Source organism: Janthinobacterium sp. 17J80-10 (assembly GCF_004114795.1).
Classification (GTDB): domain Bacteria; phylum Pseudomonadota; class Gammaproteobacteria; order Burkholderiales; family Burkholderiaceae_D; genus Paucimonas.
On record NZ_CP035311.1, the window covers coordinates 2,694,037 to 2,718,393 of the forward strand.

Consider the following 24,357-nt stretch of genomic DNA (forward strand, 5'->3'; position numbering starts at 1 on the left):
TTGACAAATACCAAATGATGGGATCACATGAGTCTTGGCGACATGTCTTGCAATGCCACCGTGCTTTGCAGGCTTTGCGCGGACGTACCAAACGCAGCACTTGCCAACAGAGCCTCGGCCGGTGTCATCGACAATGCGGCCAGGTTGCCGCTCTTCGCATACTGGTAAGCCAAGTCCCCACCAATGGCCGCTGTATCGCTGCCGCCAAGATGAAACTCCAGCAATGCAGACGACAATGCCCAACTGGTCAACGAAGAATTGGCGGCCCTTGCCTGGTCGAATTTCGCCACCAACCCATCAAAGTTGAATTGCTCAATTTTATTGTTGCTGATCTGGCTGGCTGATCCGGCATTGTAGTCGGTCGTTCCTTCAATAACGACCTGCAGGTTAGCTACGCTACGGTTGTTGGTACTGAGGTACCAGTCCTTGAAGGTAATCTGCTCGCTGGCTCCGGTCACCAGGATCAGGTTATTGCCACTCTTCTTGACCGACAGGTCGGCATACTTGATTCCATTACCCAGCGACACAGTATTGTCATTCCCGGTACTGGCATTGACGATATCCTGCCCATCCCCTCGATTAAAGGCGACCACGTCGACCCCAGTGCTGGTGGTGATGGTATCGTTGCCGGTTCCGCCAATGATAAACTCGCGGCCAGCACCACCCGTAATACTGTCAGTACCGTTGCCACCGTCAAACAAGTTGTTGCCCGATGTATCGGTCAAGGTGTCATTACCACCTGCGCCTTGCAACATGTCATTGCCACCCTGCCCGTTCAAGACATTGGCGCCGCCATTGCCAATCAACAGATTATTCAATGTATTGCCGGTGCCGTTAATAGCGCTGGTACCAGTCAAAGTGATTGCCTCCAGATTCGCTTCCAATGTATAGGCGAGGCTGGATTTGACATGATCGATACCTTCGCTGGCATTCTCGGTAATAACGTCGCCGGTATTGTCGCGAAGGTAGGTGTCGTTGCCGGTGCCGCCGATCAACTTGTCGGCGCCGGTGCTGCCGTCCAGCGTATCGTTGCCCGCGCTGCCAGTCAGAGTATTAGCGCCACTATTGCCGGTCAAGACATTGTCCAATCCATTGCCGGTACCATTGATCGCACTTGTTCCAGTCAGGGTCAGGTTTTCGAGATTGGCAGCCAACGTATAAGTCACGCCGGCCTGGACCAGATCGGTGCCTTCGTTGCCATTCTCGTTGACCGCGTCACCGGCATTATCGACTGTATAGGTATCGTTGCCGCCCCCCCCTGCCAGGGTGTCCGCACCGGCGCCGCCGTTCAAGGTATTGTTGGCAGCGTTGCCGATCAAGACATTGGCCAGGGTGTTGCCGGTCGCGTTGATCGACGCCGTGCCGGTCAGCGATAGATTCTCCAGGTTGGTGCCGAGCGTGTAGGTAACGCTGGAATGAACGGTGTCGGTGCCTTCGCCACTGTTTTCGGTGAGGACATCGCCGGTATTGTCGACGATATAAAGATCATTGCCGGCGCCGCCGATCAGCTTGTCGGCGCCGGCTTTGCCGTCCAGCGTGTCGTTGCCGGCTGCGCCGGTCATTGTGTTGACCGCACTGTTGCCGGTCAGGACATTATTCAATCCATTGCCCGTGCCACTGACCGCTGCAGCCCCGGTCAATGTCAAGTCTTCTACATTGGCACTGAGCGTATAAGTCACGTTTGACTGTACCGTGTCCACGCCTTCGCTCGCATTCTCTGTCACCGCATCGCTGGCGCTGTCGACGATGTAAAGATCATTGCCTGTGCCGCCGCGCAATTGATCGTTGCCAGCACCGCCATTGAGCGTGTCGTCCCCCGCCTCGCCGTATAAAGCGTCGTTGCCAGCGTCGCCCGACAATTGATCGTTGCCAGCACCGCCGGAAATCGTGTCATTGCCTCCCAGTCCATTGATAGTGTCATTGCCGGAAGCCCCGGTCAGGCTGTCAGCGCCGCTGGTGGGCTGCGGATTGGCACGGGACTCGATGACTGTCTGATTCCAGAGCGTGCCGTTAGAAAACAAGATTTGATCAATCTTGCGGTCGGCATCCGTTGCAAAGTAATTGAGGACCGTCACGCTATCGCCTGCGCCAATGGACAACAACAGATCGTCGCCGACGCGACTGGCCGCCACACTGGAAGGGACGATATCACCGCCCAGATAAAGCGTATCGATGGCGGCGGCATTGTCATCTGCCGCATTATCGATTAGGTGCTGGCCGTTACCAGGATAATAGTCATACGTATCGTTGCCGCGACCTCCGATTAGCATATCGTTGCCGACACTACCTCCAAGGTTGTCATCTCCATCGCCGCCGTTCAGCGTATCATTGCCTGCACCGCCTTCAAGGTTGTCATCACCAGCACCGCCATCCAGCGTATCATTGCCTTCCATGCCATAAAGCAAATCCCTCCCCTCTGCACCTTGCATCGCGTTACCGGAGTCCGTCCCTATTAGTACGTCATCGCCAATTGTCCCAACAGGGACGATAATCCTGGCGTTCATATCTGCGCCACTCCAAACGGTGCCATCCACAAATTCGACACGTTCGATCTTGTTCTCATCGCTGTTAAACCACGATTGCAGCGTGATGCGGTCGTTTGTTCCGGCTAGAGTCAGATAAAGATCAGTGAAACCACGGGTAACCTGAATGTCGTCGACAGCGACACTTGCATCGTATTGGATGGTATCGACATTACCTGCAGCATTAGCGTTTTCCACGATAGTATCCGCACCATCACCGCGCCTGAATAAATAGATATCGTCGCCGATTCCACCGGAGAGGGTATCGTTCCCATCGCCGCCATCAAGCTTGTCATTGCCATTGCCGGCTTCAAGGATGTCATCGCCTTCATCGCCACGCAAGGAGTCGTTGCCACCCATGCCATACAGAGAATCATTTCCGCCCAAGCCTTGTATTACTTCGCCGCTGTCCGCCCCATATATTGCGTCGACACCGCTTGTTGCCGGCGCGATGACAATCCTGGAAATGATGTCATCCATCGTCCAGACAGTGCTATCGGAAAATTCAATACGTTCTATCTTGTATGCATCGCCGTTGAACCAGGACTGCAAAGTAATGCGCCCTGTCGTGCCGGCAAAACCCAGATAAAGGTTGCTATAGTCGCGCGTCACCTTGACATCAGAAACTTGCATCAATGCGTCAAACCGGATGGTATCGAAATTGCCTGTACTTGAATCATAATCCGCAATAACAATGGCATCGTAACTACGTTTAAGCAAATAGATGTCGTTGCCCGTCCCGCCATCCAACGTGTCATTGCCCCATTTTCCGTCCAGCATATCGTTGCCGTCATCGCCGAACAGCTTGTCCTTACCGAAACCGCCGATCAGGGTATCATTGCCGCCATCTCCCCTCAGAGTCGCACCGTAGTCGCCACTCACAAGGCGATTGTCAAGTGCATTGCCCAGCAGTTGTTCCGACAATGAATAATTCGCACGATTAGGATTGATAATCATGTTTTCGATATTGTCGGACAGCACTCCGCCATCATCGCATATCAGTGTGTCGATGCCTTCTTCCGCCAGTTCGCTGACATTGCTGTTCCACGCACCGCCCAGAACTTGAAAAGTATCGTCGCCAACGCCACCGGCAAGATAGTTATAATCGCCTCCGCCAATCAGGGTATCGTTGCCAACGCCGCCCTGTATCGTGTCGTTACCATTACCGCCATTCAGAAGATCGTCGCCGCCGTCGCCGTAAAGCAGGTCTTCGCCAGAGCCTCCGGACAACGTATCGTTGCCAGCGCCGCCGCGAAGCAGGTCGGCACCATTTTCCCCATCGATCCAGTCTTCACCCGCGCCACCATCCAACGTATCGTTGCCATCCTGACCGTACAAGTAATTGTTGCCGCTGTTACCTTGCATGAGATTATTCAGCGCATTGCCAAACCCAGTGGTGATATTAAACACACCGGTCAAGGTCAGGTTCTCGACATTGGCGCCCAGCGAATGACTGAACGGGGTTTGCACCGTGTCAACGCCCTGGTTTGCGGCTTCGACGACGGTGTCATTCGGATTATCCAGGACAAAGGTATCGTTGCCCGTGCCGCCTGCCTGGGCATTTGCCGCGCCGTGGTAGACGACCCGGGACAGTATGGCGTTCAAATCCCACACTGTGCCGTCATTGAAAACCATTCGTTCAATCTTGTTATCAAAGGGCTTGCCGTTGGACGTATCGATGAAGAAGGAAGAAATGCGCAACTCGTCCGTGCTGCCGGCCAACTTCAACACCATGCCGTCACCATACTGGTAGAGCGCGACATCGCCAGGGACGACACTTGCGTCCAGCCTGAGCGTATCGATGCTACCGCCGGCAACATCGGCTTCCCAGATGGTATCGCTGCCATAGCCGCGCCCAAACAAGTAAGTATCGTTGCCGGCCTTACCGAGCAAGGAATCGGTGCCGATGCCGCCATCCAGCGTGTCGTCGCCGATGCCGCCGTCAAGACTATCGTTGCCGACGCCGCCTCCCAGACTATCGTTGCCTGCATACCCAAGTAATGTATCGTTGCCGCCAGTCCCTTCGAGGCTATCGTCCCAGTTATAGCCGCGCAGGTAATCGTTGCCTTGCGTTCCGGTTGTGTAGGTCGCATCGATCTGCGCCTTGATCCACTGCGCTGTCCATACCGTGCCATCAGAAAACTTGACTTGCTCGACCTTGTAATAGTCGTCCTGACGCGCAAAAAAATTCGCCACGGTGATGAAATCCGCGCCATTACCCATGTCCATCACAAGATCGACGCTCTCGGCTGTAGAACCGGTGCGTATCAAACGGACGTTGGCTGGCAAGAAGCCATCTCCCAAGGCAAGCGTATCGACGTCGCCGGCATTGCTGGCAGTTTCGGAAATCCTGACCAACCTATCTCCCTTGTTAAATAGATAGGTGTCACTTCCCAGGCCACCGTACAGGCTGTCGTCGCCATCGCCGCCACCGTCCAGCGTATCGTTGCCAACGCCTCCCAACAAGGTATCCGCACCGTTGTCACCGAACAGCTGGTCGTCGCCGCTGTTGCCATTCAATACGTCGTTGCCATCCAGGCCATGGATGAGCTCGTTGCCGGTAGTACCGTAAATACTATCCGCACCTGCCGTTGCGCTGGCAATCACGGTGACCACGCGCGATTCGATCGCTGCCTGGTTCCAGATGGCACTGTCGGCAAACTTGATCTGGTCGATTTTCTGATCGTTACCGGTTGCGAAATAATTTTTTACAGTGATGCTGTCGGACGCGCTCACTTTCACCAGCAGGTCGTTGCCGGTACGGTTGAGCACGATATCGGTTGTCGCGATACCGGCACCCAGCACGATCGTATCAATCGCCGCAGCGTTGTCTTCAGCGCTGCTGTCAATCTGGTCTGGCCCGTCGCCGAGATTGAAAACGTAAGTGTCGTCGCCCGCGCCGCCAGCCAAAGTATCGGCACCAGCGCCGCCCTGCAAAATGTCATTACCCAGCCCGCCACTCAGACTGTCCGCCTGCGCGCTGCCCATGATGTCATCATTGTCCATGCTGCCGGCAATGTCCAGCGACGGCGCCAGCGCCATGATGTCGGTACGGGTCATGACTTGGCCATCGCCAAACTGCAAACCAGATAGTGTCGAATTCTTCAGTCCGTTGGTGATATACACGCTGCCGCCACCATACTGCAATGTGAAATCTGCGCTGCTGCCCGCTACAGTCTGGAACGCCAAGCCAGCCGATGTTGTGCCGTCGGCAAAGCGGATGATATTGGTCCCGCCGCTATTGGCCAGAGTGGTAAGCGACATTCCGGGCACGGAAGCGCCCTGATCGTTCAGGACATACGTGTTATTGCCGGCGCCGCCGTCCAGGTAATTGGCGCCACCGCCGCCATCCAGCGTATCGTCACCGGCTCCACCAATCAAAGTATCGGTTCCGGCACCGCCGTTCAATTGATCGTTGCCATCGCCGCCGTCGAGGTAATCATCGCCGTCGTCACCCGAGAGCACATCATTGCCGGCATCGGCAAAAATAACGTCATAACCCCCGCCGCCATCCAGCGTATCATTGCCGTCATCGCCCAGCATCTGGTCGGCCCCTTCGCCGCCTGCCAGATAGTCGTTGCCACCTTCGCCCGCCAACTGGTCATCGCCCTCGCCGCCATTCAATATGTCGTTGCCATCTTCCCCGAACAACTTATCGTTGCCGGCGCCACCATCGAGCTGATCGGCGCCGTCGCCGCCCTGGAGTTCATCGTTGTCTTCGCCGCCACGCAAGGTGTCATCGCCGCCACGGCCGAGAAGGATGTCGTCGCCCTTGCCGCCGTCCAAATCATCGTTGCCGTGAAACTGTGCCGCCAGTTCTTCTTTATCGCCGTCGAGTACGTCGACGCCTTCTCCGCCGATCAAGGTGTCGCGGCCGCCGTCGCCAAGCAGGTAATCGTTTCCTTCTCCGCCATCCAGATAATCGTTGCCGTGCTGGGCGCCGCTCACCAGGTCAGTCCTGCCGTCACCGCGCAAATAGTCAATGCCCTTGCCGCCAAACAGTTTGTCATCGCTACCGCCACCGTAGAGCGTATCGTTGCCTTCGCCACCGTCCAGATAATCCTTGCCATTGTGTTCCGGCTCCAATGCCGTCGTGCTGCCATCGCCCCAGATGAGGTCATTGTCCTTGCCGCCATACAGTTCGTCGTCCTTGCCACCGCCAACCAGATTGTCGTCACCGCCGCCGCCGTCGACGTAATCCTTGCCGTGATAGGCGCCGGGCGTGACGCCATCGTCACCCCAGATCATGTCCTTGTCTTCGCCGCCGCTGATGTAATCGTCGCCTCCGTTGCCCTGGAGGGTGTCTTCGCCCTTGCCGCCGTCGAGCACATCGTTGCCGTGATATTCGCCTTCCAGACCGGCATAATCCATCAGCAGCCCTGGCGATTCGTTACCATCGGGCGTGCTGCTGTCCCAGTTGAAGTCGCCGAAAATCAGGTCGTTACCCTCACCGCCATAAACCGTATCAGCGTCATGGGCACCGATACCGAAATCGTTTCCCTTACCGAGCGAGATGAAGTCATTGCCCTTTTCGCCATTGACAATGTCGCCGCCGCCGCCCGCGATGATGACATCGGCCTTGCCGTCGACGTCCAGGCTGCCGAAACGCGCGTACAGGGTCTTGATACCGCCGGCACCGATGCGCTCGATGAAATAGGAATATTTGTGATTGGGAGTGTCATCTTCATATTCGAAGTGCACCGATAGCGAAACGTCGCTTGGCTCCTTGGCGCCACCGTCGAAGGTGTCGCCCTGGATAATGTCCATGCCGCCACCGCCGATGATGGTATCTTCTCCGCCGCCTCCGTACAGGTAGCCGGACCCTGAGCCGATCAGAAGGTCGTCGCCGCTGTGCCCTTCCATCCGCGGCCCCTCGCTAGTTGTTACCGTATCTTCACTTGCGCTTATTGCTGCGGCGATGTCGATGACATCATTTGCATACACTTTGTCATTGCCACTGTTGCCATTGAGATCGTCATGACCGCCCATGCCAGTGATCACATCGTCGAGCTTGCCGCCTATGACGTGATCGCGGTTGGTAGTGCCGATGATGGTCCAGGTTGACAATATCGCTGCGGCATTGAAATTAGCTGTCACCCCAACCGGGTCGTCAGTGGGATCGTTATCAACGAGAATACTGATGTTTGAAGGAGCGACAGATGGCTGCGCCGGCTTATCGGTCGGCGCCAAACCGAATTGCCCGTCCGCCTTAAAGTCCCGCACGACGAGTGTTTGCGTACCCCATTTGATGGTCAGGGTACCGCGGCCATCTGCATTTGGCTGGAACGAATAGCTGACTTTCTCGTCTTCGCTGTACCAGCGACCTTCGATGCCGGGATCTTTCTTGACGTCGCCTAATGTTACAAGCGCACCATCGATTTCAACCTGGATTGAGCCGAGTCCGTCGCTGTCGACAATGGTGTCGTTGCCGTCGTCCGCGCGGATGATGTAAATATCTTTTTGATCGCCACCGTAGAGCCAGTCGGAGCCTGTGCCGCCTTCCAGGGTGTCCTCGCCGTCGCCACCCTGAAGGGTATCGATATCAGCCCCACCGATAAGGCTATCGTTTCCTATCCCGCCTAATAGTTTATCGTCACCAATGCCGCCGTCAATGGTGTCATTGCCTCCATTGCCCTCCAAATGGTCATTGCCGTCTTTTCCATTCAGAGTATCGTTACCGTCACCGCCGTACAAGCGATCATTTTTACTATCGCCATTGAGGGTATTGTTTTCTTTGTCGCCGAATAAAACATATCGTTTATCAGATGCATTCATTAACGATGAACTCACCGTGATTTCTGTGTTGCTGGCCATGTCGCGGAACAGATAATTGTTCGGCCCATCCATCGTATTGCTGGTGATGTTTACATGATTTCGTTTGACGATCCAGCTCAACATCGCGGCGCGATCGGTCAAATATTCATCCGTGAAATGGACTTTGCCTTTGGCTCGGTCCAATTCACTGAGGGCCTTATCATCATCCCATTTTTGGTAAAGATCGGGCTGCCCAGCCTTGAGCAAGGCATTATCCGCTGCCTGTAACGCGAATGGCGTCAAGTAATTAATACTCAGAAATGCACCGAAGTCAGCTTTTGCTTTGAGACCATCGATTGGAGGAGCGACAATTTTAACTTTGTCTTGCAATGAAAGATCGTTTATCTTGTCTTGCACTTGCTTAAGCTTAGTATAAAAAATGTTGCGATCTTCTATTGATGCCCAAGTTCCGCCCTCCGGGTTCCCTTTTAGGCGGTCTGCTCCATGCCAATTAAGGCCTAATGTATCCGCAAGTGCATTGACCACGTTCTCAAGGACATCGCCTTCAGCTTTGCCTTGTCCGCCAATAATGCTTTCCTGGGATTTTAAATTCGATGCGCTCTTAAAAATAGACTCAATAATTCCTTGCGTAATCGTGAGGTCAAGTTGAACGAGCAGATTCTGCACGCTGAGAGAATCGACCAACAATACCAAACTGTGCGTGTCGCCAAAATCGTTATCGCTAAAATTGTCGACCAAAAGTTTAGCTTCAGCATTACTTAAACTTGCTGCCACTGCATCGAGCACGACCGATCCACGGTACAGAGGCTGGTCTTCAATAAAGATTGGTGTGGCTTGCCCATAGTGATACTGTGAATTCGCAACTGCGGACGGCGTATTAGCACCATAGATGTCGTAGAAATTGGAAATAGTTCCGCCTGGTGCGGGATTGCGGCCGGCATAGGAATCCCATCCACTCGTCGGGATCGATGTGCGATAACTACTTGTATTTTGTCCTGCCAAGACCACAGCATATTGGTATTCGAATTGCGCAGCCTCGATATTGGCGATGGGAACTTCAAGCGGGTCTCCGCCTGTTCCAGTGTTTGGGATGCCCGCGACTCGCACTATCTCGTCTGCCACCATTTTGGCGCGCATAAGTGCATTTGAAAACAATTCTCTTTCCGCTGGACTCATACCCATGTCAGTCTGTGCATTGATAATGTCAGCAGTGGTGATAGAGTCAGTTCGCGCTTTCAGTGCCGCATACCTGTTAGCTGCCGCTTGCGTAACAAAGGTAATTGCCGTACCGTCGGTGTTGTTGCGTTGCTGTTCAAAAGTTGCGATGGCCTGAGTCAGATTTCCGCTGTTGATGCTACCAACACCAGCACCGTTGAACGTGTAGGTGCCTTGCATGGCACCTGGATACAGCAAGTTAAATGCTGTGGCCAAACTACCGCCAAGGCTGTAACCAGTAACATTGAGTGCACTGCCGGATTTAATCGTGTTGTTGGTATAGAGACTATCGACCCAATTTTTCATGTCGGCGATCTGGCCGAAAGCCCAACCATATGCTTTGATTTCCAGGACATTGGTTGCCTGGTTGTCGCGCACGGCGTCGTCGGCAAATTCTGTGGATCGGAAACTGATGACCTGTTCGCCTTTTACCAGACCGCGTGCCGGGTCGTCCACGAGACATTCAAATACTGTGCCACTAAAGCCGGTACTAGTGTTGGCTTTATGCGCAACGACCCTCCAGTCTTTAACGAATTGCTCTGCAAGAACATCGGTGAATTTACTGGAACGATTGTTACCATCGGTCAGAATAGCAGCTGAAATACTCCCACTAAATCCAACAGAATAAATGGCTTCGGCAGCCATTTGAAGGTTGGCATATTTTAGATAGGTCGTAACCTGGTTAATAGTAGCCATAGTTGCTTTTCTTATTAAGGTTTAAGAATTTTCTGAACAAAATTAAGGGTCTCAAGGCCCGTCTTACGCCGTCGAGGATCAAAAGGACCTACTTCTGGAAAACTCGGACACGCAGTCTGCTGCGCGTAAGGCCAAGGAGAACGAAAGCCGGACTTACTTCCTTGCCCCCGATCAATCATGTAGCCAGTGCGTTCAGCAATGACTTTATTAGCCTGTAAATCGATCACTTTAAGCGAGCCGCCAGCAATCCATTGTTCACGGTCTTCTCGGGTAGAAATATCATCCCAAGTGATGCCATAGCGAACACTCGTCTTTTCAATAGACTCTTTGAGAAGTTCTGGTCGAATCAGTGTTTCCAGCCACTCTGCGTCCCGATCATGCGGGCGATAGAGTCGCAACGTATATCGATAGAGTTGACCGTCCTGCGGATCGACGCTTTCAATAAAACTGAATCCTTTGTGATACGGTTCCTGCCGCTTTGGATCAAGATCAAGTCCATCTGTAGCACGAAGTAGTTTCAAGATGCAATCCTCGCCGCCGCAGTCCTGCCCATAAGGGTCATTAAGCGTAAATTGGTCGCTCTGATTAAAATTTTTTTCTCGCCACTTCATCCACATTACACCGTCTACGTTTTCAACAGTGTGTTCGATTTTCTCACCTGATTTCTTGCACCGCATCTGAAAATGCGCCATCGCGGCATTCAGCCGCGCCTTTGTCTGCTGTTGCTGCTCATGCTTTTTCAATACATGCAATGCGACCGGGCCGATCATGATCGCGAGCACGGCAATAACTGATAGCACTTTTGGCAACCGTCCTTTGACTTTGATGAGCACCAGTGCTAGTGCCGCAATGACGAGCAGCCAGTAAAGAATGCCAATGCCTTGCAACACCGCGCCGAACGGTGTGAGATCTAATGGGGTACCGGTCAGCATGCGATCTCGTTCCGCAAAAACAGAGCGCTCGCGACGGAATAATTTGGAGCCAAGTCGTAATGTATTTTCATATCTCTCTTTTGCAGGCTGCAATTAAAGAATTAATGGGGTCAATTAAAAGACCCAACATCGCATTCATTTCCATATTTTCTTCATTCAAAATCCGAAATCAATCTGTATTTCTCACCATCGGCGTGGATCGTCATTCCCTCTCATCTTTGTCTTGCCCTGGCGCGTCGCTTCTTCCGCAACTGCACCGATCCCCCCTTGCACTTCTCGCTGTCCAGCGGTTCGCTCTAGCTCAACGCCAATTGGTCCTTTGACGCTCGCGCCCCTCAATCGACTCAGCGCTCTCGCCCGGCTTCCATCACCGTCTTTTGCACCGGCGACAACAGATACTCCAGCACCGTCCTCTTCCCCTGGTTGATTTCCGCAACGATTTGCATGCCGGGAGTAATAGCCAATGCACTGCCGCGCGGACCATTAAGCGTTTGACTGTCGAGCTTGATCCGAGCCTTGTACACAGCGATGCCTGCCGTTGGCGCATCGCCGCTTTGATCGCGCCCATCCGTCCGCCCGTTTGCAGCATGATTACTTTCAGTGGCGTCCGCGCTGATATGGATGACTTTGCCGATCAACATGCCATACTTCTGGAATGGATATGCCGCCAGCTTGACTTGCGCACTCTGGCCAATTTGCACAAAGCCCACATCCTCGTTCTTCACGTTCACATCGGCGTACAGCTCTTCCCCCTGCGGCACCAGCGTCAGCACCACCGTGCCGGGCTGCACCACCGCGCCCACCGTGGTCGTCGCCAAGTCCTTGATGACGCCGTCCTGCGGCGCCTTCAATTCCATCAAGCCTTCCTTGTAAAGCGTCTTGTCCAGGTTCGGTTGCAATTGCGCGATCTTCGCTCTTATGTCCGCCAATTCCTTTTGCAGTTCGCTCTGGTAAGCGCTTTTCAGCTGGCTGATCTTCTTATGCTGGGCGGCGATGGTGGCGTCCAGCGAGGCGACCATCGCTTTTTGCGCATCCAGGTCTTTTGCTTTTTCAATCGCTTCGCGCTGCTTTTCCGCCGCAGCCAAGCCGCTGAAGAAACCTTCCCTTTCCAGCTTGACATAAGCTTCGGCCGACTTTTTATAGGTCGGCAGCGTCTGTTCCAGCTTGGCCAGGATTTCAACCGCGCTTCTCTTCTCATGCTCGACCTTGGTCAGGATCGACTTTTCCTGGTCGAGCGCATCAACGAAGGCCTTGCGGTGGGCGATGTATTGGCTATGTACTTGGGCAAAGCGCTGTACATCGTCTCCTGCCTTCGGGGACATCGGCTGGTCTTGCAGCTCGGCTTCGATTCGCCTAACTTGCAATTGCTGGGTCGCCAGGTCGCTGGCAACGCCCGTCTTGTCGGCGGTAGCGAGCGTCGTGTCGAGCCTGGCCAGCACTTGCCCAGCCTTGACCGTATCGCCTTCTTTGACCAGCAATGCCTTGACCACGCCGGATTCAGCCGGCTGTACGATCTTGACCAGGGTTTGCGGTACCAGCTTGCCTTCGGCCGTGGCGATGATGTCGAGCTGGCCGAAGGCAGCCCACACCATCATAATGCCGACCAGAACCGCAATAGACCATAGGACGATGCGGCCGAACTCGCTGGGCGGCGCACCCTGGATCAGTTTGAGCGGATCGTGCCAGCGGCTGGGCGGGCGCAGCGGGATGACCTGGGCGCTGGCTTGTGCCTGGGCTGGCTGTGCCGGCGCGCTGGCATGTCTCTTATCCATGTCGGGTGCTTGCTGGGTCATGACTCATCCTTTTGCGCCGCGTGGCGCGCATCGTTGCCATGCCGTTGGCTGGACTGCATCGCGGTTTGTCCGGGTACAGGCGCCAAGGCCACCCTCTGGGCACCTTGGGCACCCAAACGATAGATCGCATCGACCTGTAACCCCTTGGGCAAGCCATGGGTGATAAAGAGCATCGTGACCTTGCCCTTCAAGGCATTGATGGTTTGGGCGAAATGTTCAGCGGTCGGGCCATCCAGCGCGCTGGTGGCTTCATCGAATACCAGGATGCTGGGACGTTTCAAGAGTGCCCGGGCAATGGCGATCCGTTGCTTCTGGCCGCCGGATAGCCCTGCGCCACGTTCGCCGATCTCGGTCTGGTAGCCTTGCGGCAGGGATTCGATGACGCTGTGGATTTCCGCCATTTGGCAGGCAGCGATGATTTGCTCGAAGCTGGCGTTGGGGCTGGCCATCTGCAGGTTGTCGTAGATGGTGCCGGAAAACAGCATGGTTTCTTGCGGCACCACGCCGAAATGGCTGCGCAATTCATTAGCTGACAGGTAGCGGATATCGATGCCGTCGAGCGTGATGCGCCCTGCGCTGGGCTGATAAAAACCCTGCAAGAGTTTTGCGAGCGTGCTCTTGCCGCACCCACTTGGGCCCATGATGCCGATGCTCTGGCCCGGCTGGATGGCTAGCGACAGGTTCTCGTAGACCATTGGCAAGTGTTCGGCATAGCGAAAGGCTATAGTGTCGATCTGGATTTGGCCTTTGCGCGCGCTGTCGCGTGCGGGAATGACGGAGTACGGTTCCATCGGCGCATTCATCAAGTCGCCCAGCCGGTCCACCGATAGCCTGGCCTGCTGGAATTGCTGCCACAAGCCCACCAACCGCAGCATCGGTTGCGACAGCCGCCCGGAAAACATTTGGAAGGCGACCAGCATTCCGATGGTGAATTCCGTCGAGTGCATGACAGTCCAGGCGCCAACCGCCAGGATCAACAGGCTCATGCATTGTTCGAGCGCATTGGCGGCGGTGTTGTAGGTATTGGCGAGCTGCTTGGTGGCAAAACCTGCGGACAAATAACTGGCCAGGTAACCGCTGTATTTGCTATTCAATTGCGGCTCGAACTGCAGCGACTTGACGGTTTCCAGCCCCGCCACGTACTCAGTCAAAAAGGCTTGGTTGCGCGCTCCAAGTAAAAACTGGTCCTGCAGCTTGGCCTGGAATAATGGCGCAGTCATCAGGCTCATTGCGACGATCACGGAAAGCACGGCCAGCACGATCAATGTCAGCGTCACGCTGTAATAAAACATGATGGCGACAAAAATCAGCAGGAAGGGAAAATCGAGGATCAGGGTGACGGCGGCGCTGGCGATGAATTCGCGGATGGTTTCCACGCCATGGAGCCTCGCAGCGATTACGCCGGTCGGGCGGTGCTGAAAATACAGTGGCGGCAGCTTGAACAAGCGCTCGAATACAGAAGATCCGAGCACGGCATCGACGCGATTACCGGTATGCAGCACCAAGTATTGGCGCAACCAGGAGAGCCCTGCGGAAAAGAGAGTGAATACGGCCATGCCGATGGCGATCACGATCAGGGTGCTTTCGGTGCGGTGCACCACCACCTTGTCGATGATGGCCTGGGTGAACAAGGGCGTGGCCAAGGCGATCAACTGGATCACAAGCGATGCCAATAACACTTCTTGCCACAGCTTTTTATGCTTCAGCAGCTCGGGGATAAACCAGGTAAAGCCAAACTTGCGCGACTGCCGTGCTTGCGCTTCGCTGTCGAGGTCGGTGGCCGAGTCGGCCTTGGGGGTAATACGGGTGAGGTAGCCTTGGTAGCGCACGCCGAATTCGGCCAAAGGCATGGTGCGCGGCGTGGTGTCGTCGGCTTCAATCAGCAGTACATTGGCGGCATCGGCTTGCAGAATCAGGGCGGGAACGGTGTCGACGGCTGGCGCTTCGGATGGTTTCACCTCTTTGGCATCCGCTATCAAACCATGATCGGCTTGGGAAACAGCTTGTGGCTTAATCGCGAGCCAAGCAACGAGCGGGAAGGATTCCTTGTGCAGCTTGGCTGTTTTTATCTTGCGCAGCGTGGCATCGAAACCATAAGCGGTCGCAGCGCGCAACAGGGTAACGTTAGTATAGGGAGCGGCCAGCTGCTGCTGCGCCAGATCGGCAGAGAAAGGCTTGCGATGCAATGCGCAAATGCCTTGCAGAACCCAGAAAAAAGAATCCTGGCTTATGGATTGGTACCGCATGCAGCTCCCAGAAAGTCATGTTGCCGTTGCAATTTTTAAGTTATTTTTTTAGCAACAGAAGACTACCGGGAGATTGAATTTATGACAATACCATATTTATGGGAGAACCTATTTTTTCAGCAGATTTTTTGAACTATTTAAGTAAAATTATTTAAATGTTAAATATGCAGATTAATTTTTGCATACATAGTTAGATGTTTTACATTGTCTTCCCAAGAAATTAACAAAGGTTCAACCTGCGGGCATATACCTCTCGAATTATCCCGGCAAATCAAACACCGCAATCGATTCCACATGCGCCGTATGCGGGAACATATTGACCACGCCTGCCTTTTGCAGCACATAGCCAGCCTCATTTACCAGAATGCCGGCGTCGCGCGCCAACGTTGCCGGATTGCACGAAACATAGACGATCCGCCTCGGCAGCAGGTCCGGCTGCGTTTGTGCCAGCTCGGCCAGTGCCAGCGACAGCGCGTGCGCTCCCTCGCGTGGCGGATCGACCAGCATGCGGTCGAATTTACCCAGCGCAGCGATATCGCCAGCACTCACCTCGAACAGGTTGCGACACTGGAAGCTCGTATGTGCTGCCACCCCGTTGAACTCGGCATTTTTCAGGGCACGCTCGGTCAGCGCCGTGCTGCCCTCGATGCCCATGACTTCACGCGCCTGGGTCGCCAGCGGCAGGGTAAAGTTACCGATGCCGCAAAACAAATCCGCTACCCGGTCTTGCGGCTGCACATCCAGCAGGCGCAAGGCACGTCCCACCAGGACCCGGTTGATGTGATGGTTGACCTGGGTGAAGTCGGTCGGCTTGAACGGCATGCGGATGCCGAATTCCGGCAAGGTATATTCCAGCGCCGCATCAACCGGGTAAAAAGGATAGGCCGTATCCGGTCCCTTGGGTTGCAGCCACCAGTGGATGCCATGCAGGTCGGCAAAGGCGCGCAGCTTTGCCTCGTCGTCCGCGGTGAGCGGCGCCATGTTGCGCATCACCAGGACCGTGACGTTTTCATGCTCGCCGGCGCCAACCGCCAGTTCCAGCTGCGGGATTCCTTCAGGAATCGACAGCGACGCCACCAAGCCGCGCAGCGGCACGAGCAGGGCCGAGACATTCGGCGGCAGGATGTCGCAGGTTTTCATGTCGGCAATGAAACTGGAACGCTTTTCATGGAAACCGACCAGCACCCCGCCCTTCTTGACAACGTTTTTTACCGAAATGCGGGCGCGATAGCGATAGCCCCAGTCAGGACCATAAATCGGCCGCAAGATCAGTGCCGGCTCGACCCTGCCCAGGTATTTCAGGTTATCTTCCAGCACGCGCTGCTTGGCGGCCACCTGCGCCGTGGGCTCGAGATGCTGCATCGAACAGCCGCCGCACACGCCGAAATATGGGCACTTCGGCTTGACCCGCAGCGACGATTCGCGCAGCAGTTCGACCATGGTGGCCGCTTCCCACTTGGGCTTCTTGCGGAAGGTCTGGTAGACGACGCGCTCGCCCGGCAGGGCGCCTTCGACAAAAATGACTTTCCCTGGACTGCCGTCTTCGTTGACGAGATGGCCGACACCGCGGCCTTCCATGTCGAGGGATTCGATATCGATGATATTGGACTGCATAGGATCAGAACCGGCAAACTGGATTAAGGGGCGCCCACATGAAACCATGAACAGGCGCCGGATGGCCCGCCATGATAAAGCAATCCGTCTTCGCCGGCATCAATGACGGCGCAGACGCGCTGTAGGGGACGGCAGAATTGGCGACTACGCCGGCCAGGCGTCGAGGTATTCGCGCCAGTGGGGACTGTCGAGCTTGGCCAGGGAAGAACGCACCAGCTCGATCTCGGCAAGATAGCCGTCATGGCTCAGTTCGCCGCGCATCAGCTGGAAGCGGCAATACACCAGGTAGGTATTGACCACATCGGTTTCGCAATAATCGCGAATTTCCTTCAGGCGCCCTTCCCGGCACAGGTTCCAGACCTGTGAGCCATCGACTCCCAGCTTGCCGGGGAAGCCACACAGCTTGGCAAGATCGTCCAGCGGCGCATTGGCGCGGCCGGTGAACATGGCCAGCATGTCCATCAGGTCGAGATGGCGCGTGTGATAGCGGCTCAGGTAATTGTTCCACTTGAAGTCGCGGTCCTCGTTGCCGGTTTCCCAATAGCGCGACGCCGTCACGCCATTCAGCAGGGCACGGTAATGCAAGACCGGCAAGTCGAAGCCACCGCCGTTCCAGGACACCATCTGCGGGGTGTAGCGGTCGATCACGCGGAAGAAATCCCCCACCAGCTTGGCCTCGCCATCGTCGAGCCCGCCGAGCGAACGCACGCGAAAACCTTCATCGTCGCGGAACACGCAGGAAATCGCCGCGACCCGGTGCAGATGATGCGGCAGGAAGTCCGAATTAGTCTTTTCACGGCGGGCCGCAAAGGCCAGCTCGGCCACTTCCGCATCGGCCATGCTGGCCGGGTGGCCATGCAGCCGGCGCAAGCCATCAACATCGGGAATGGTCTCGATGTCGAATACCAGAATCGGGATCACAGCAGGGCGTCCTTGCCAACCCCGTTGGAGGTCAGCGCCCGTTTCAGCTTGATCAGGGCTTCCTGCTGGATCTGGCGCACCCGTTCGCGAGTCACGCCCATTTCGTCGGCCAGTTCTTCCAGGGTGGCGGGATCATCGTTATCCAGGCCAAAACGGCGCAGGATGACGATGCGCTGCTTGTCCGGCAGCTTGCCCAGCCAGTCGCGCACCTTGGCCACCATTTCCCCCAGTTCGGCACGCGAGTCGGGGCCGTCGGCCGCATCGCCCGGCAGCAGATCCATCAGGCTGGCCTGGGGATCGTTGTCGAGCGGCGCATCCAGCGAAGTGGCATGCTCGGACAATGCGAGGATGTCTTGCACGTCTTCCACCGGGCGGTCGACCAGGTGGGCTATATCTTCGGCGGTGGCGTCCTTGCCGTCGCGGTTCTGCGCTTCAAGGTGGTATTTGGCACGCAGGATCTGGTTCAGCTCGCGCACCATGTGCACCGGCAGGCGCACCGTGCGCGCCTGGTTCATGATGGCGCGCTCGATGCTCTGGCGAATCCACCAGGTGGCATACGTGGAAAAGCGAAAGCCGCGCTCCGGCTCGAACTTGTCGATGGCGCGCATGAGGCCGAGATTGCCTTCCTCGATCAAGTCCAGCAGGACCACGCCACGGTTGATGTAATGCTTGGCGATCGAGACCACGAGGCGCAAGTTATGCTCGATCATCTTCTGGCGCGCTTCGAAATTACCCTGCTTGGCCAGGGTCGCGAAATGCACTTCTTCAACCACGGTAAGCAGCGGCCGCGCGCCGATCTGGTTCAGGTAGTGTTGGGTAGTATCGGTAGAAAGTTCGGCAGCCAGCACGGTCTTGAGTTCATCGACGGTGTCGACTTCGGCCGTGCGTACGGATGCCAGCTCCCCGGCGATTCCTTCCTCGAGCCCCTCCCCTGCCTGCCGCTCCGAAAGCTCAATGGGCATTTCGGATGCATCGTCTGCAAGCATTTCATCATCCAGCGGGGGGCGAGGAGTTTTTGTCATTTATCGGCTAGGGAGAAATTTTGCAGGATCGACCGGTTTTCCTTGCTGACGAATCTCAAAGTGAAGCTTGACCGCATCGGCATCAGTATTGCCCATTTCCGCAATCCTGTCGCCCTTGCCGACAGTTTGACCCTCCTTGACCAGGATGGTTTTGTTGTGCGCATACGCCGAAAGCAGGTTATTGGTATGTTTAACGATGACAAGATTGCCATAGCCGCGGATGCCGCTGCCAGCATACATCACCTTGCCGCCAGCAGCAGCCACCACCGGCTGCCCTGGCTTGCCGCCGATATCGATGCCTTTTTTGCCGCCATCGAAAGTGCCGACAATCTTGCCGTCAGCCGGCCAGATCCACGAAATGCCCGCGTCTTCCTCATTGACCGCAACGGCCGGCTTTTCAACCGGCTTATCCGCGGGCTTTTCCTGCGGTTTGGCGACCGCCTGCACCGGCGCATTGGCGGGAGCAATGCTCTCGGGCTTTTGCAGTTCCGCCAGGACGGCCTCGGAATACGGCTGCTTGTCACCGCGCGGCGCGGCCTTGTGGGGCACTGCGGCCGAACTTGCTGCGGGCGGCGCATTCAGCGGCCTGACTTCAATGGCCGGCACGGCGGCAACGCCGGCGCTTGGAGCGCCAGCGGCCGGGGCAACCGCCGCAATGGGTGGCGCCACGCGCAGCAACTGGCCGACCTGGATATCGTTGGCGCTGGCCAGATTGTTCCAGCTCACCAGGTCGCGTACGTTTTGCCCGAAATCCTGGGATATCTGGTACAGCGTATCGCCCTTTTTCACGGCGTAATTGCCATGGCTGTCCATCTGCCTGACACCGCTGTTCGGAATGACCCGGCTTTCTGGACGTGGCGTCCTGTCGACAATGGGAGCCGGCGGCCGCGGCGTGCCGCACGCGGCCAGCAAGGCAAGCATGGTGATCGGTAAAACCAGACGCATTTTTTCGTTTCTCTTGAATTTCATTGTTTGCAAAAGCATGCTCCCTTCACACCGTGCCGGAACGCAGTGGCACGAAGTGACAAGACTCCAGTGTAGTGCTGATCCATTCCGCCTGGCCGGTGCGTTCCACCAATTGCAGCACCTGGTGACGCGCACCGACGGGGGCAACCAGGCGACCACCGATGGCGAGCTGGTCGAGCAAGGCTTGCGGCACTTCGATGCCGGCCGCAGCCAGGATGATGCCGTCGAAAGGGGCTGCCTGCGGCAGGCCAAGCATACCATCGCCGTAATGCAGGCGGATGTTCGCTATGCGCATCGGCCGCAGATTGGATTTTGCCAGCTCGTGCAAGGGCTTGATGCGCTCGATGGAGAACACTTCCTTCGCCACCAGCGACAGCACAGCGGCCTGGTAGCCGCATCCCGTGCCGATTTCCAGCACCCGGTCCATGGCGCCGCCATTGCGGTTGTCGCGCATGACTTCGATCATGCGCGCCACGATATAGGGCTGGGAAATGGTTTGATGATAACCGATCGGCAGCGAGGCATCGATATAGGCCTGGCTGGAAAGCGCAGGCTCCATGAACAGGTGCCGCTGGACTTCCAGCATCGCTGCAAGCACCTTGGCGTCGCGCACGCCTTGCTTGGCCACGCGCTCGACCATTGCGCGGCGCACCCCTTCAGACACCAGCGGTGCGGCGAGAGCGCCGGCAGGTGCCGCGGCCGTCTTCGCCGTGCTTGTCGAATTCGCCGGGCTTGCAGACCGAGTTGGCGGCACGGCCTGCCCCGAGGCATGAACCGTTGCAGCCTTCGCCGCGACCGGAACGTGCGCATCCCGCAAGCCATGCTGGGCCGCGTTGCGTGCGGCGGTCTGGCGCGAGGCACCCTCGCCGGCCCGGCGTGCCGCCGGCCCCGGCTTTTCCACCACCGATGACAGGGACAGCGGAAAACGCCGCGGCTTGTCAGTCATGGCATGCCTTGGCCAGCGCATCAAGTTGCGCGACATGGGTGAGGTCGATCTGCAGCGGCGTGATAGAAATATTGCCTGCTGCAGTAGCATGAAAATCCGTACCCTCGCCTGCATCGCGGGCGGCGCCTGCCGGCCCGATCCAGAATATCTCCCGGCCATGCGGATCCTGGGCGCGGATCACGGCCTCGGATTCATGCCGCTTGCCCAGCCGCGTCGGCACGATCTTGCCGAGTTTTTCGTAAGGCAGGTTGGGAATATTGACGTTCAGCAGATACGGCTTTTGCAGGGCATCAAAGCGCCGCAGCACGATTTCCCGCGCAATGCGGGCAGCAGCGTCCAGTTCCTTCCAGCCTTTTTCCACCTGCGAAAAGGCAATCGAGGGAATCCCGAACAGGTAGCCTTCGGTCGCGGCAGCCACCGTGCCCGAATACAGGGTGTCGTCGCCCATGTTCTGACCCTGGTTGATGCCGGAAACCACCAGGTCCGGCCGTTCCGGCACGACGCCGGTCAGGGCCACATGCACGCAGTCGGAAGGCGTGCCATTGACGAAATAAAAGCCGTTGGCAGCCCGGAATACCGATAGAGGCCGGTCCAGGGTGAGCGAATTCGAGGAGCCGGAACGGTTGCTGTCCGGCGCCACTACCGTGATATCCGCGATCGGCGCCAATGCCTCTGCCAAGGCCATGATGCCGGGGGCAAGGTAGCCATCATCGTTGCTGACAAGAATTTTCATAAGTAGATTTTACCCGAAGCAATCTCGGCCACCGATGAACTTCAATGAAATTAGGCGCTTATGCTACGTTACCAGGCCCTGATGGACAAAAGCCGACAGAATCAGGCGCTCGTGTGCCGGGACATCGACGAATTCCAGGCCATGGCGAATTCCCGCGCCGCTTTCTTCAGGCGTTGCTGAACGCAAGATAAAACGCAGGTTCAGGTAGGCATCGGCATCGGCGGCATTGACCTTGAACTTGATATTCCCGGCTTCGCCTTTGGCGCCCAGGGCTTCCTTGCATACCAGCGAGGCGCCGCCCGTGCTGAGATCGGTGATCGTGGCCGCGGCGGTCCGTTCCGGCTGGTCCAGCGTTACCGAGGTGATCAGCTTGACGCTCACCCGTGCGCTCTGGCGCACAACGGTACAGCGCACTTCGCGCGGATAGGTCATCAGCAGATAAGGATGGGGCGAATGCACCGACTTGAGCGCCGCGGTGGTAAACGCGTACGCCTTCTTTCCTGAAAATGCCCGCGCGACGAACGACTGTCCCTCGCGGATCAGCTCAAAACGGCCATCCACGGCCGGAGCGCTGACGAACAGCATGCGGCTCTTGATGAAGCCGAACAACTGGACAGCGTAGCGCAGCGACGGATTATCGTGCGGCTGCAATGTCATGGCTTCCCCGACAGCCCAATGCACCTCGTCCATGCGGACGATCGTTTCCTTCCCGGCAGTCTCGCTTGCCGCGACAGTCGCCGTGGTTGCGCCTGCTTTGGCCCGAGCCATGGCCGGCGGCTTCTCCATCGCCGGCTGCGACGCCCCCCAGCCGGACTCTTCCGTAAAACCGGTACCCAGCAGTTTATCGAGCTGCACTTGCGACTCGATCACGCTGCCGGCAGCCAGCAGCAATGTGCCGTGCCAGTCATACACTGCCTGCCTGAGCGTCAACCCTACCGAGAGGTCGGCTCGCCGTATAGGCAACAGGGAAATCGGTTTGCTCATGCAATTCCTCAAGCAGTGTCAGTTTGAATCACCGAGGCAGGCGGATTCGCTGAAAAATGCCTCGACATCGGCAATGTCGCGGGTGCGCTTGAACGGCGGCAAACTTTGCCAGATACGCCGCCCATACGGTTTGGATATCAGCCTGGGGTCGCAGATCACCAGCACGCCGCGATCGGTTTCGTCGCGGATCAGCCGCCCGGCCCCCTGTTTCAGGGTGATCACCGCTTCCGGCAACTGGTGGTGGACAAAACCGTTCAAGCCCTTGCGCTCGAGCGCCTCGATGCGGGCCGCCAGCACGGGGTCGTCCGGCGGTGCAAAGGGCAGCTTGTCGATGATTACCAGCGACAAGGCATCGCCGCGCACGTCCACGCCCTCCCAAAAACTCTGGCTGCCGATCAGCACCGCATTGCCGGCGCTGCGAAAGCGGTCCAGCAACTCGGTGCGGCCGGCCTCACCCTGCACCAGCAGCGGGAAAGGCAGCTTGCGCTCCTCGAATTCCGCCCGCAGGCGCTCGGCGGCGCGATTGACGGCACGGATGGTGGTGCACAGCAGGAAAGCACGCCCGCCGGCGGCTTCGATCAGCGGCAGGGCCATGTCGACCACCGCGTCGGTATAGCCCGGCGCATTCGGCTGCGGCAAGCCCTGCGGCACGTACAGCAGCGCCTGCCTGCCATAGTCGAACGGGCTTGGCCAGGTCCGCGAGGGCGCATCGGACAAGCCCATTTGCGAGGCATAATGGTGAAAATCGTTTTTTACTGCCAGCGTGGCCGACGTGAATATCCAGGCGCGCGGCGTGCCCTCGCGCTGGCGGGCGAATACCGGAGCGATCGACAGCGGCGTCTTGTGCAATTGCAGGGACGACGCAAACGCTTCCACCCACAGTACCGCTTCCAGGTCTGCCTCGCTGCGCCCGGCAGCGGCTTCACCGGCGTTTTTCCAGGCCGTCAGCTTGATCGCCAGTTCGTGCGCGCGCACGCGGCACTGCTCGATGGTTTCCGCCCGCTCGGCCTGGGCCTGCAGCACCACGATCATGCCGTCGAGTTCGGCCATGAGCTTGTCGAGCGCCGGGAAAAACGGACTCGACGGAGCAATCTGGCTGACCGCCAGGCGCACGATATCCTGCGAAAAAGCCAGCCGCAAATCACGGGCGGCGCGCTCGACCGGCGCCACCACCTGCGGCCATGCGGCGCCGTCGCGCGCATGCGCCAAGCCCTCGGCGAGCACGTCGCGGCACAGTTCCAGCACTTGTGCCGTCGACACCGTCTCGCCAAAAAACAGCGAGGCCGTTTCCGGCAACTGGTGCGCCTCGTCGAAGACAATCGTGTTTGCCGAGGGCAGCAGTTCGGCGATGCCGGTATCCTTCAACGCCACGTCGGCGAAAAACAGGTGATGGTTGACCACCACGACATCGGCCTGCTGCGCTTCGCGGCGCGCCTTCATGACAAAACAATCCTGGTAATACTGGCACTCCGCGCCCATGCAGGTGTCGCGCGTCGACGTCACCAGGTTCCAGACCAGCGCCGTTTCCGGCACCCGCGCCAGTTCGGCCTTGTCGCCGGTGCTGGTGGTCTTGGCAAAGCGCGAAATCTCGCGCAGGTAACCCACATCCTCGCGCGCCGTCAGGCGGCCGTTCTGCAGCGTGCGCTCCAGGTGAAAGTGACAGACGTAATTGGCGCGGCCCTTCAGCAACGCCACCGAAACGGGCGCATTCAAGGCCTTGCGCACGGTCGGAATGTCGCGCAGGAACAACTGATCCTGCAAGTTTTTGGTACCGGTAGAAACGATCACCTTGCCGCCCCACAGCAAGGCCGGCACCAGGTAGGCGAAGGTCTTGCCTGTTCCGGTGCCGGCTTCCGCCATCAGGCTGCCCTGCTGCGAGATGGTCTCGGCAATTGCCTTGGCCATCTCGGTTTGCGACTGGCGCGGCCTGAAACCGGGCACGGCTTGTCCCAGCAGGCCGCCGGCATCGAACAATTGCTCGACTTCCTGGTC

General features: G+C 57.2%; 12 protein-coding genes. All 12 read right to left on the reverse strand.

The window, feature by feature from the left end:
- Positions 1-23: 23 nt before the first annotated feature.
- The 12 genes from EKL02_RS18680 to EKL02_RS12155 all read right to left on the reverse strand — a co-directional run bounded on the left by EKL02_RS18680 (position 24) and on the right by EKL02_RS12155 (position 24,270).
- Positions 24-10,208 (reverse strand): calcium-binding protein, encoded by a 10,185-nt coding sequence (locus EKL02_RS18680; RefSeq protein WP_128902287.1) that lies wholly within the window; start codon positions 10,206-10,208, stop codon positions 24-26.
- 14 nt (positions 10,209-10,222) lie between these two features.
- Entirely contained in the window at positions 10,223-11,140 is a 918-nt protein-coding gene (locus EKL02_RS12105; RefSeq protein WP_128902288.1) for a hypothetical protein, read from the reverse strand.
- A 344-nt stretch (positions 11,141-11,484) separates the two neighbouring features.
- Positions 11,485-12,933 carry an HlyD family type I secretion periplasmic adaptor subunit gene (locus EKL02_RS12110; RefSeq protein ID WP_128902289.1) on the reverse strand — a complete coding sequence of 483 codons (1,449 nt, stop codon included), beginning with the start codon at positions 12,931-12,933 and terminating at the stop codon, positions 11,485-11,487.
- The gene (locus EKL02_RS12115; protein WP_128902290.1) at positions 12,930-15,179 is read right to left on the reverse strand and encodes a peptidase domain-containing ABC transporter; all 2,250 of its coding nucleotides are present in this window, start codon (positions 15,177-15,179) and stop codon (positions 12,930-12,932) included. The genes EKL02_RS12110 and EKL02_RS12115 overlap by 4 nt, the downstream gene beginning before the upstream one ends.
- A 258-nt stretch (positions 15,180-15,437) precedes the next feature.
- On the reverse strand, positions 15,438-16,793 hold the full coding sequence (rlmD, locus tag EKL02_RS12120; RefSeq protein WP_128902291.1) for a 23S rRNA (uracil(1939)-C(5))-methyltransferase RlmD: 1,356 nt from the start codon (positions 16,791-16,793) through the stop codon (positions 15,438-15,440).
- Between the two features lie 144 nt (positions 16,794-16,937).
- Positions 16,938-17,714 (reverse strand): 3'-5' exonuclease, encoded by a 777-nt coding sequence (locus EKL02_RS12125; RefSeq protein WP_128902292.1) that lies wholly within the window; start codon positions 17,712-17,714, stop codon positions 16,938-16,940.
- Complete coding sequence (gene rpoS, locus EKL02_RS12130) at positions 17,711-18,736, reverse strand: RNA polymerase sigma factor RpoS (RefSeq protein ID WP_128902293.1); 1,026 nt, start codon at positions 18,734-18,736, stop codon at positions 17,711-17,713. The genes EKL02_RS12125 and rpoS overlap by 4 nt, the downstream gene beginning before the upstream one ends.
- Positions 18,737-19,681: a peptidoglycan DD-metalloendopeptidase family protein gene (locus tag EKL02_RS12135; RefSeq protein WP_241687703.1), complete on the reverse strand. Its 945-nt coding sequence runs from the start codon at positions 19,679-19,681 to the stop codon at positions 18,737-18,739. It lies immediately after the preceding gene.
- A 46-nt stretch (positions 19,682-19,727) separates the two neighbouring features.
- Positions 19,728-20,648: a protein-L-isoaspartate(D-aspartate) O-methyltransferase gene (locus EKL02_RS12140; protein WP_128902295.1), complete on the reverse strand. Its 921-nt coding sequence runs from the start codon at positions 20,646-20,648 to the stop codon at positions 19,728-19,730.
- The gene (surE, locus tag EKL02_RS12145) at positions 20,641-21,381 is read right to left on the reverse strand and encodes a 5'/3'-nucleotidase SurE (RefSeq protein ID WP_128902296.1); all 741 of its coding nucleotides are present in this window, start codon (positions 21,379-21,381) and stop codon (positions 20,641-20,643) included. Before surE ends, EKL02_RS12140 begins: the two co-directional genes overlap by 8 nt.
- 63 nt (positions 21,382-21,444) lie before the next feature.
- Positions 21,445-22,365, reverse strand: a complete 921-nt coding sequence (locus EKL02_RS12150; protein ID WP_128902297.1) for a flagellar brake protein — start codon at positions 22,363-22,365, stop codon at positions 21,445-21,447.
- An 18-nt stretch (positions 22,366-22,383) separates the two neighbouring features.
- Entirely contained in the window at positions 22,384-24,270 is a 1,887-nt protein-coding gene (locus EKL02_RS12155) for an ATP-dependent DNA helicase (protein WP_241687872.1), read from the reverse strand.
- Positions 24,271-24,357: the final 87 nt, after the last annotated feature.

What these genes read in the sequence shown, in the direction of transcription:
- EKL02_RS12135 (WP_241687703.1), bottom strand. Translation starts at nt 19,681, where the DNA reads ATGCGTCTGGTTTTACCGATCACCATGCTTGCCTTGCTGGCCGCGTGC.
- rpoS (WP_128902293.1), bottom strand. Translation starts at nt 18,736, where the DNA reads ATGACAAAAACTCCTCGCCCCCCGCTGGATGATGAAATGCTTGCAGAC.
- rlmD (WP_128902291.1), bottom strand. Translation starts at nt 16,793, where the DNA reads ATGCAGTCCAATATCATCGATATCGAATCCCTCGACATGGAAGGCCGC.
- EKL02_RS12155 (WP_241687872.1), bottom strand. Translation starts at nt 24,270, where the DNA reads ATGGCCAAGGCAATTGCCGAGACCATCTCGCAGCAGGGCAGCCTGATG.
- EKL02_RS12150 (WP_128902297.1), bottom strand. Translation starts at nt 22,365, where the DNA reads ATGAGCAAACCGATTTCCCTGTTGCCTATACGGCGAGCCGACCTCTCG.
- EKL02_RS12110 (WP_128902289.1), bottom strand. Translation starts at nt 12,933, where the DNA reads ATGACCCAGCAAGCACCCGACATGGATAAGAGACATGCCAGCGCGCCG.
- EKL02_RS12140 (WP_128902295.1), bottom strand. Translation starts at nt 20,648, where the DNA reads ATGACTGACAAGCCGCGGCGTTTTCCGCTGTCCCTGTCATCGGTGGTG.
- EKL02_RS12115 (WP_128902290.1), bottom strand. Translation starts at nt 15,179, where the DNA reads ATGCGGTACCAATCCATAAGCCAGGATTCTTTTTTCTGGGTTCTGCAA.
- EKL02_RS18680 (WP_128902287.1), bottom strand. Translation starts at nt 10,208, where the DNA reads ATGGCTACTATTAACCAGGTTACGACCTATCTAAAATATGCCAACCTT.
- surE (WP_128902296.1), bottom strand. Translation starts at nt 21,381, where the DNA reads ATGAAAATTCTTGTCAGCAACGATGATGGCTACCTTGCCCCCGGCATC.
- EKL02_RS12105 (WP_128902288.1), bottom strand. Translation starts at nt 11,140, where the DNA reads ATGCTGACCGGTACCCCATTAGATCTCACACCGTTCGGCGCGGTGTTG.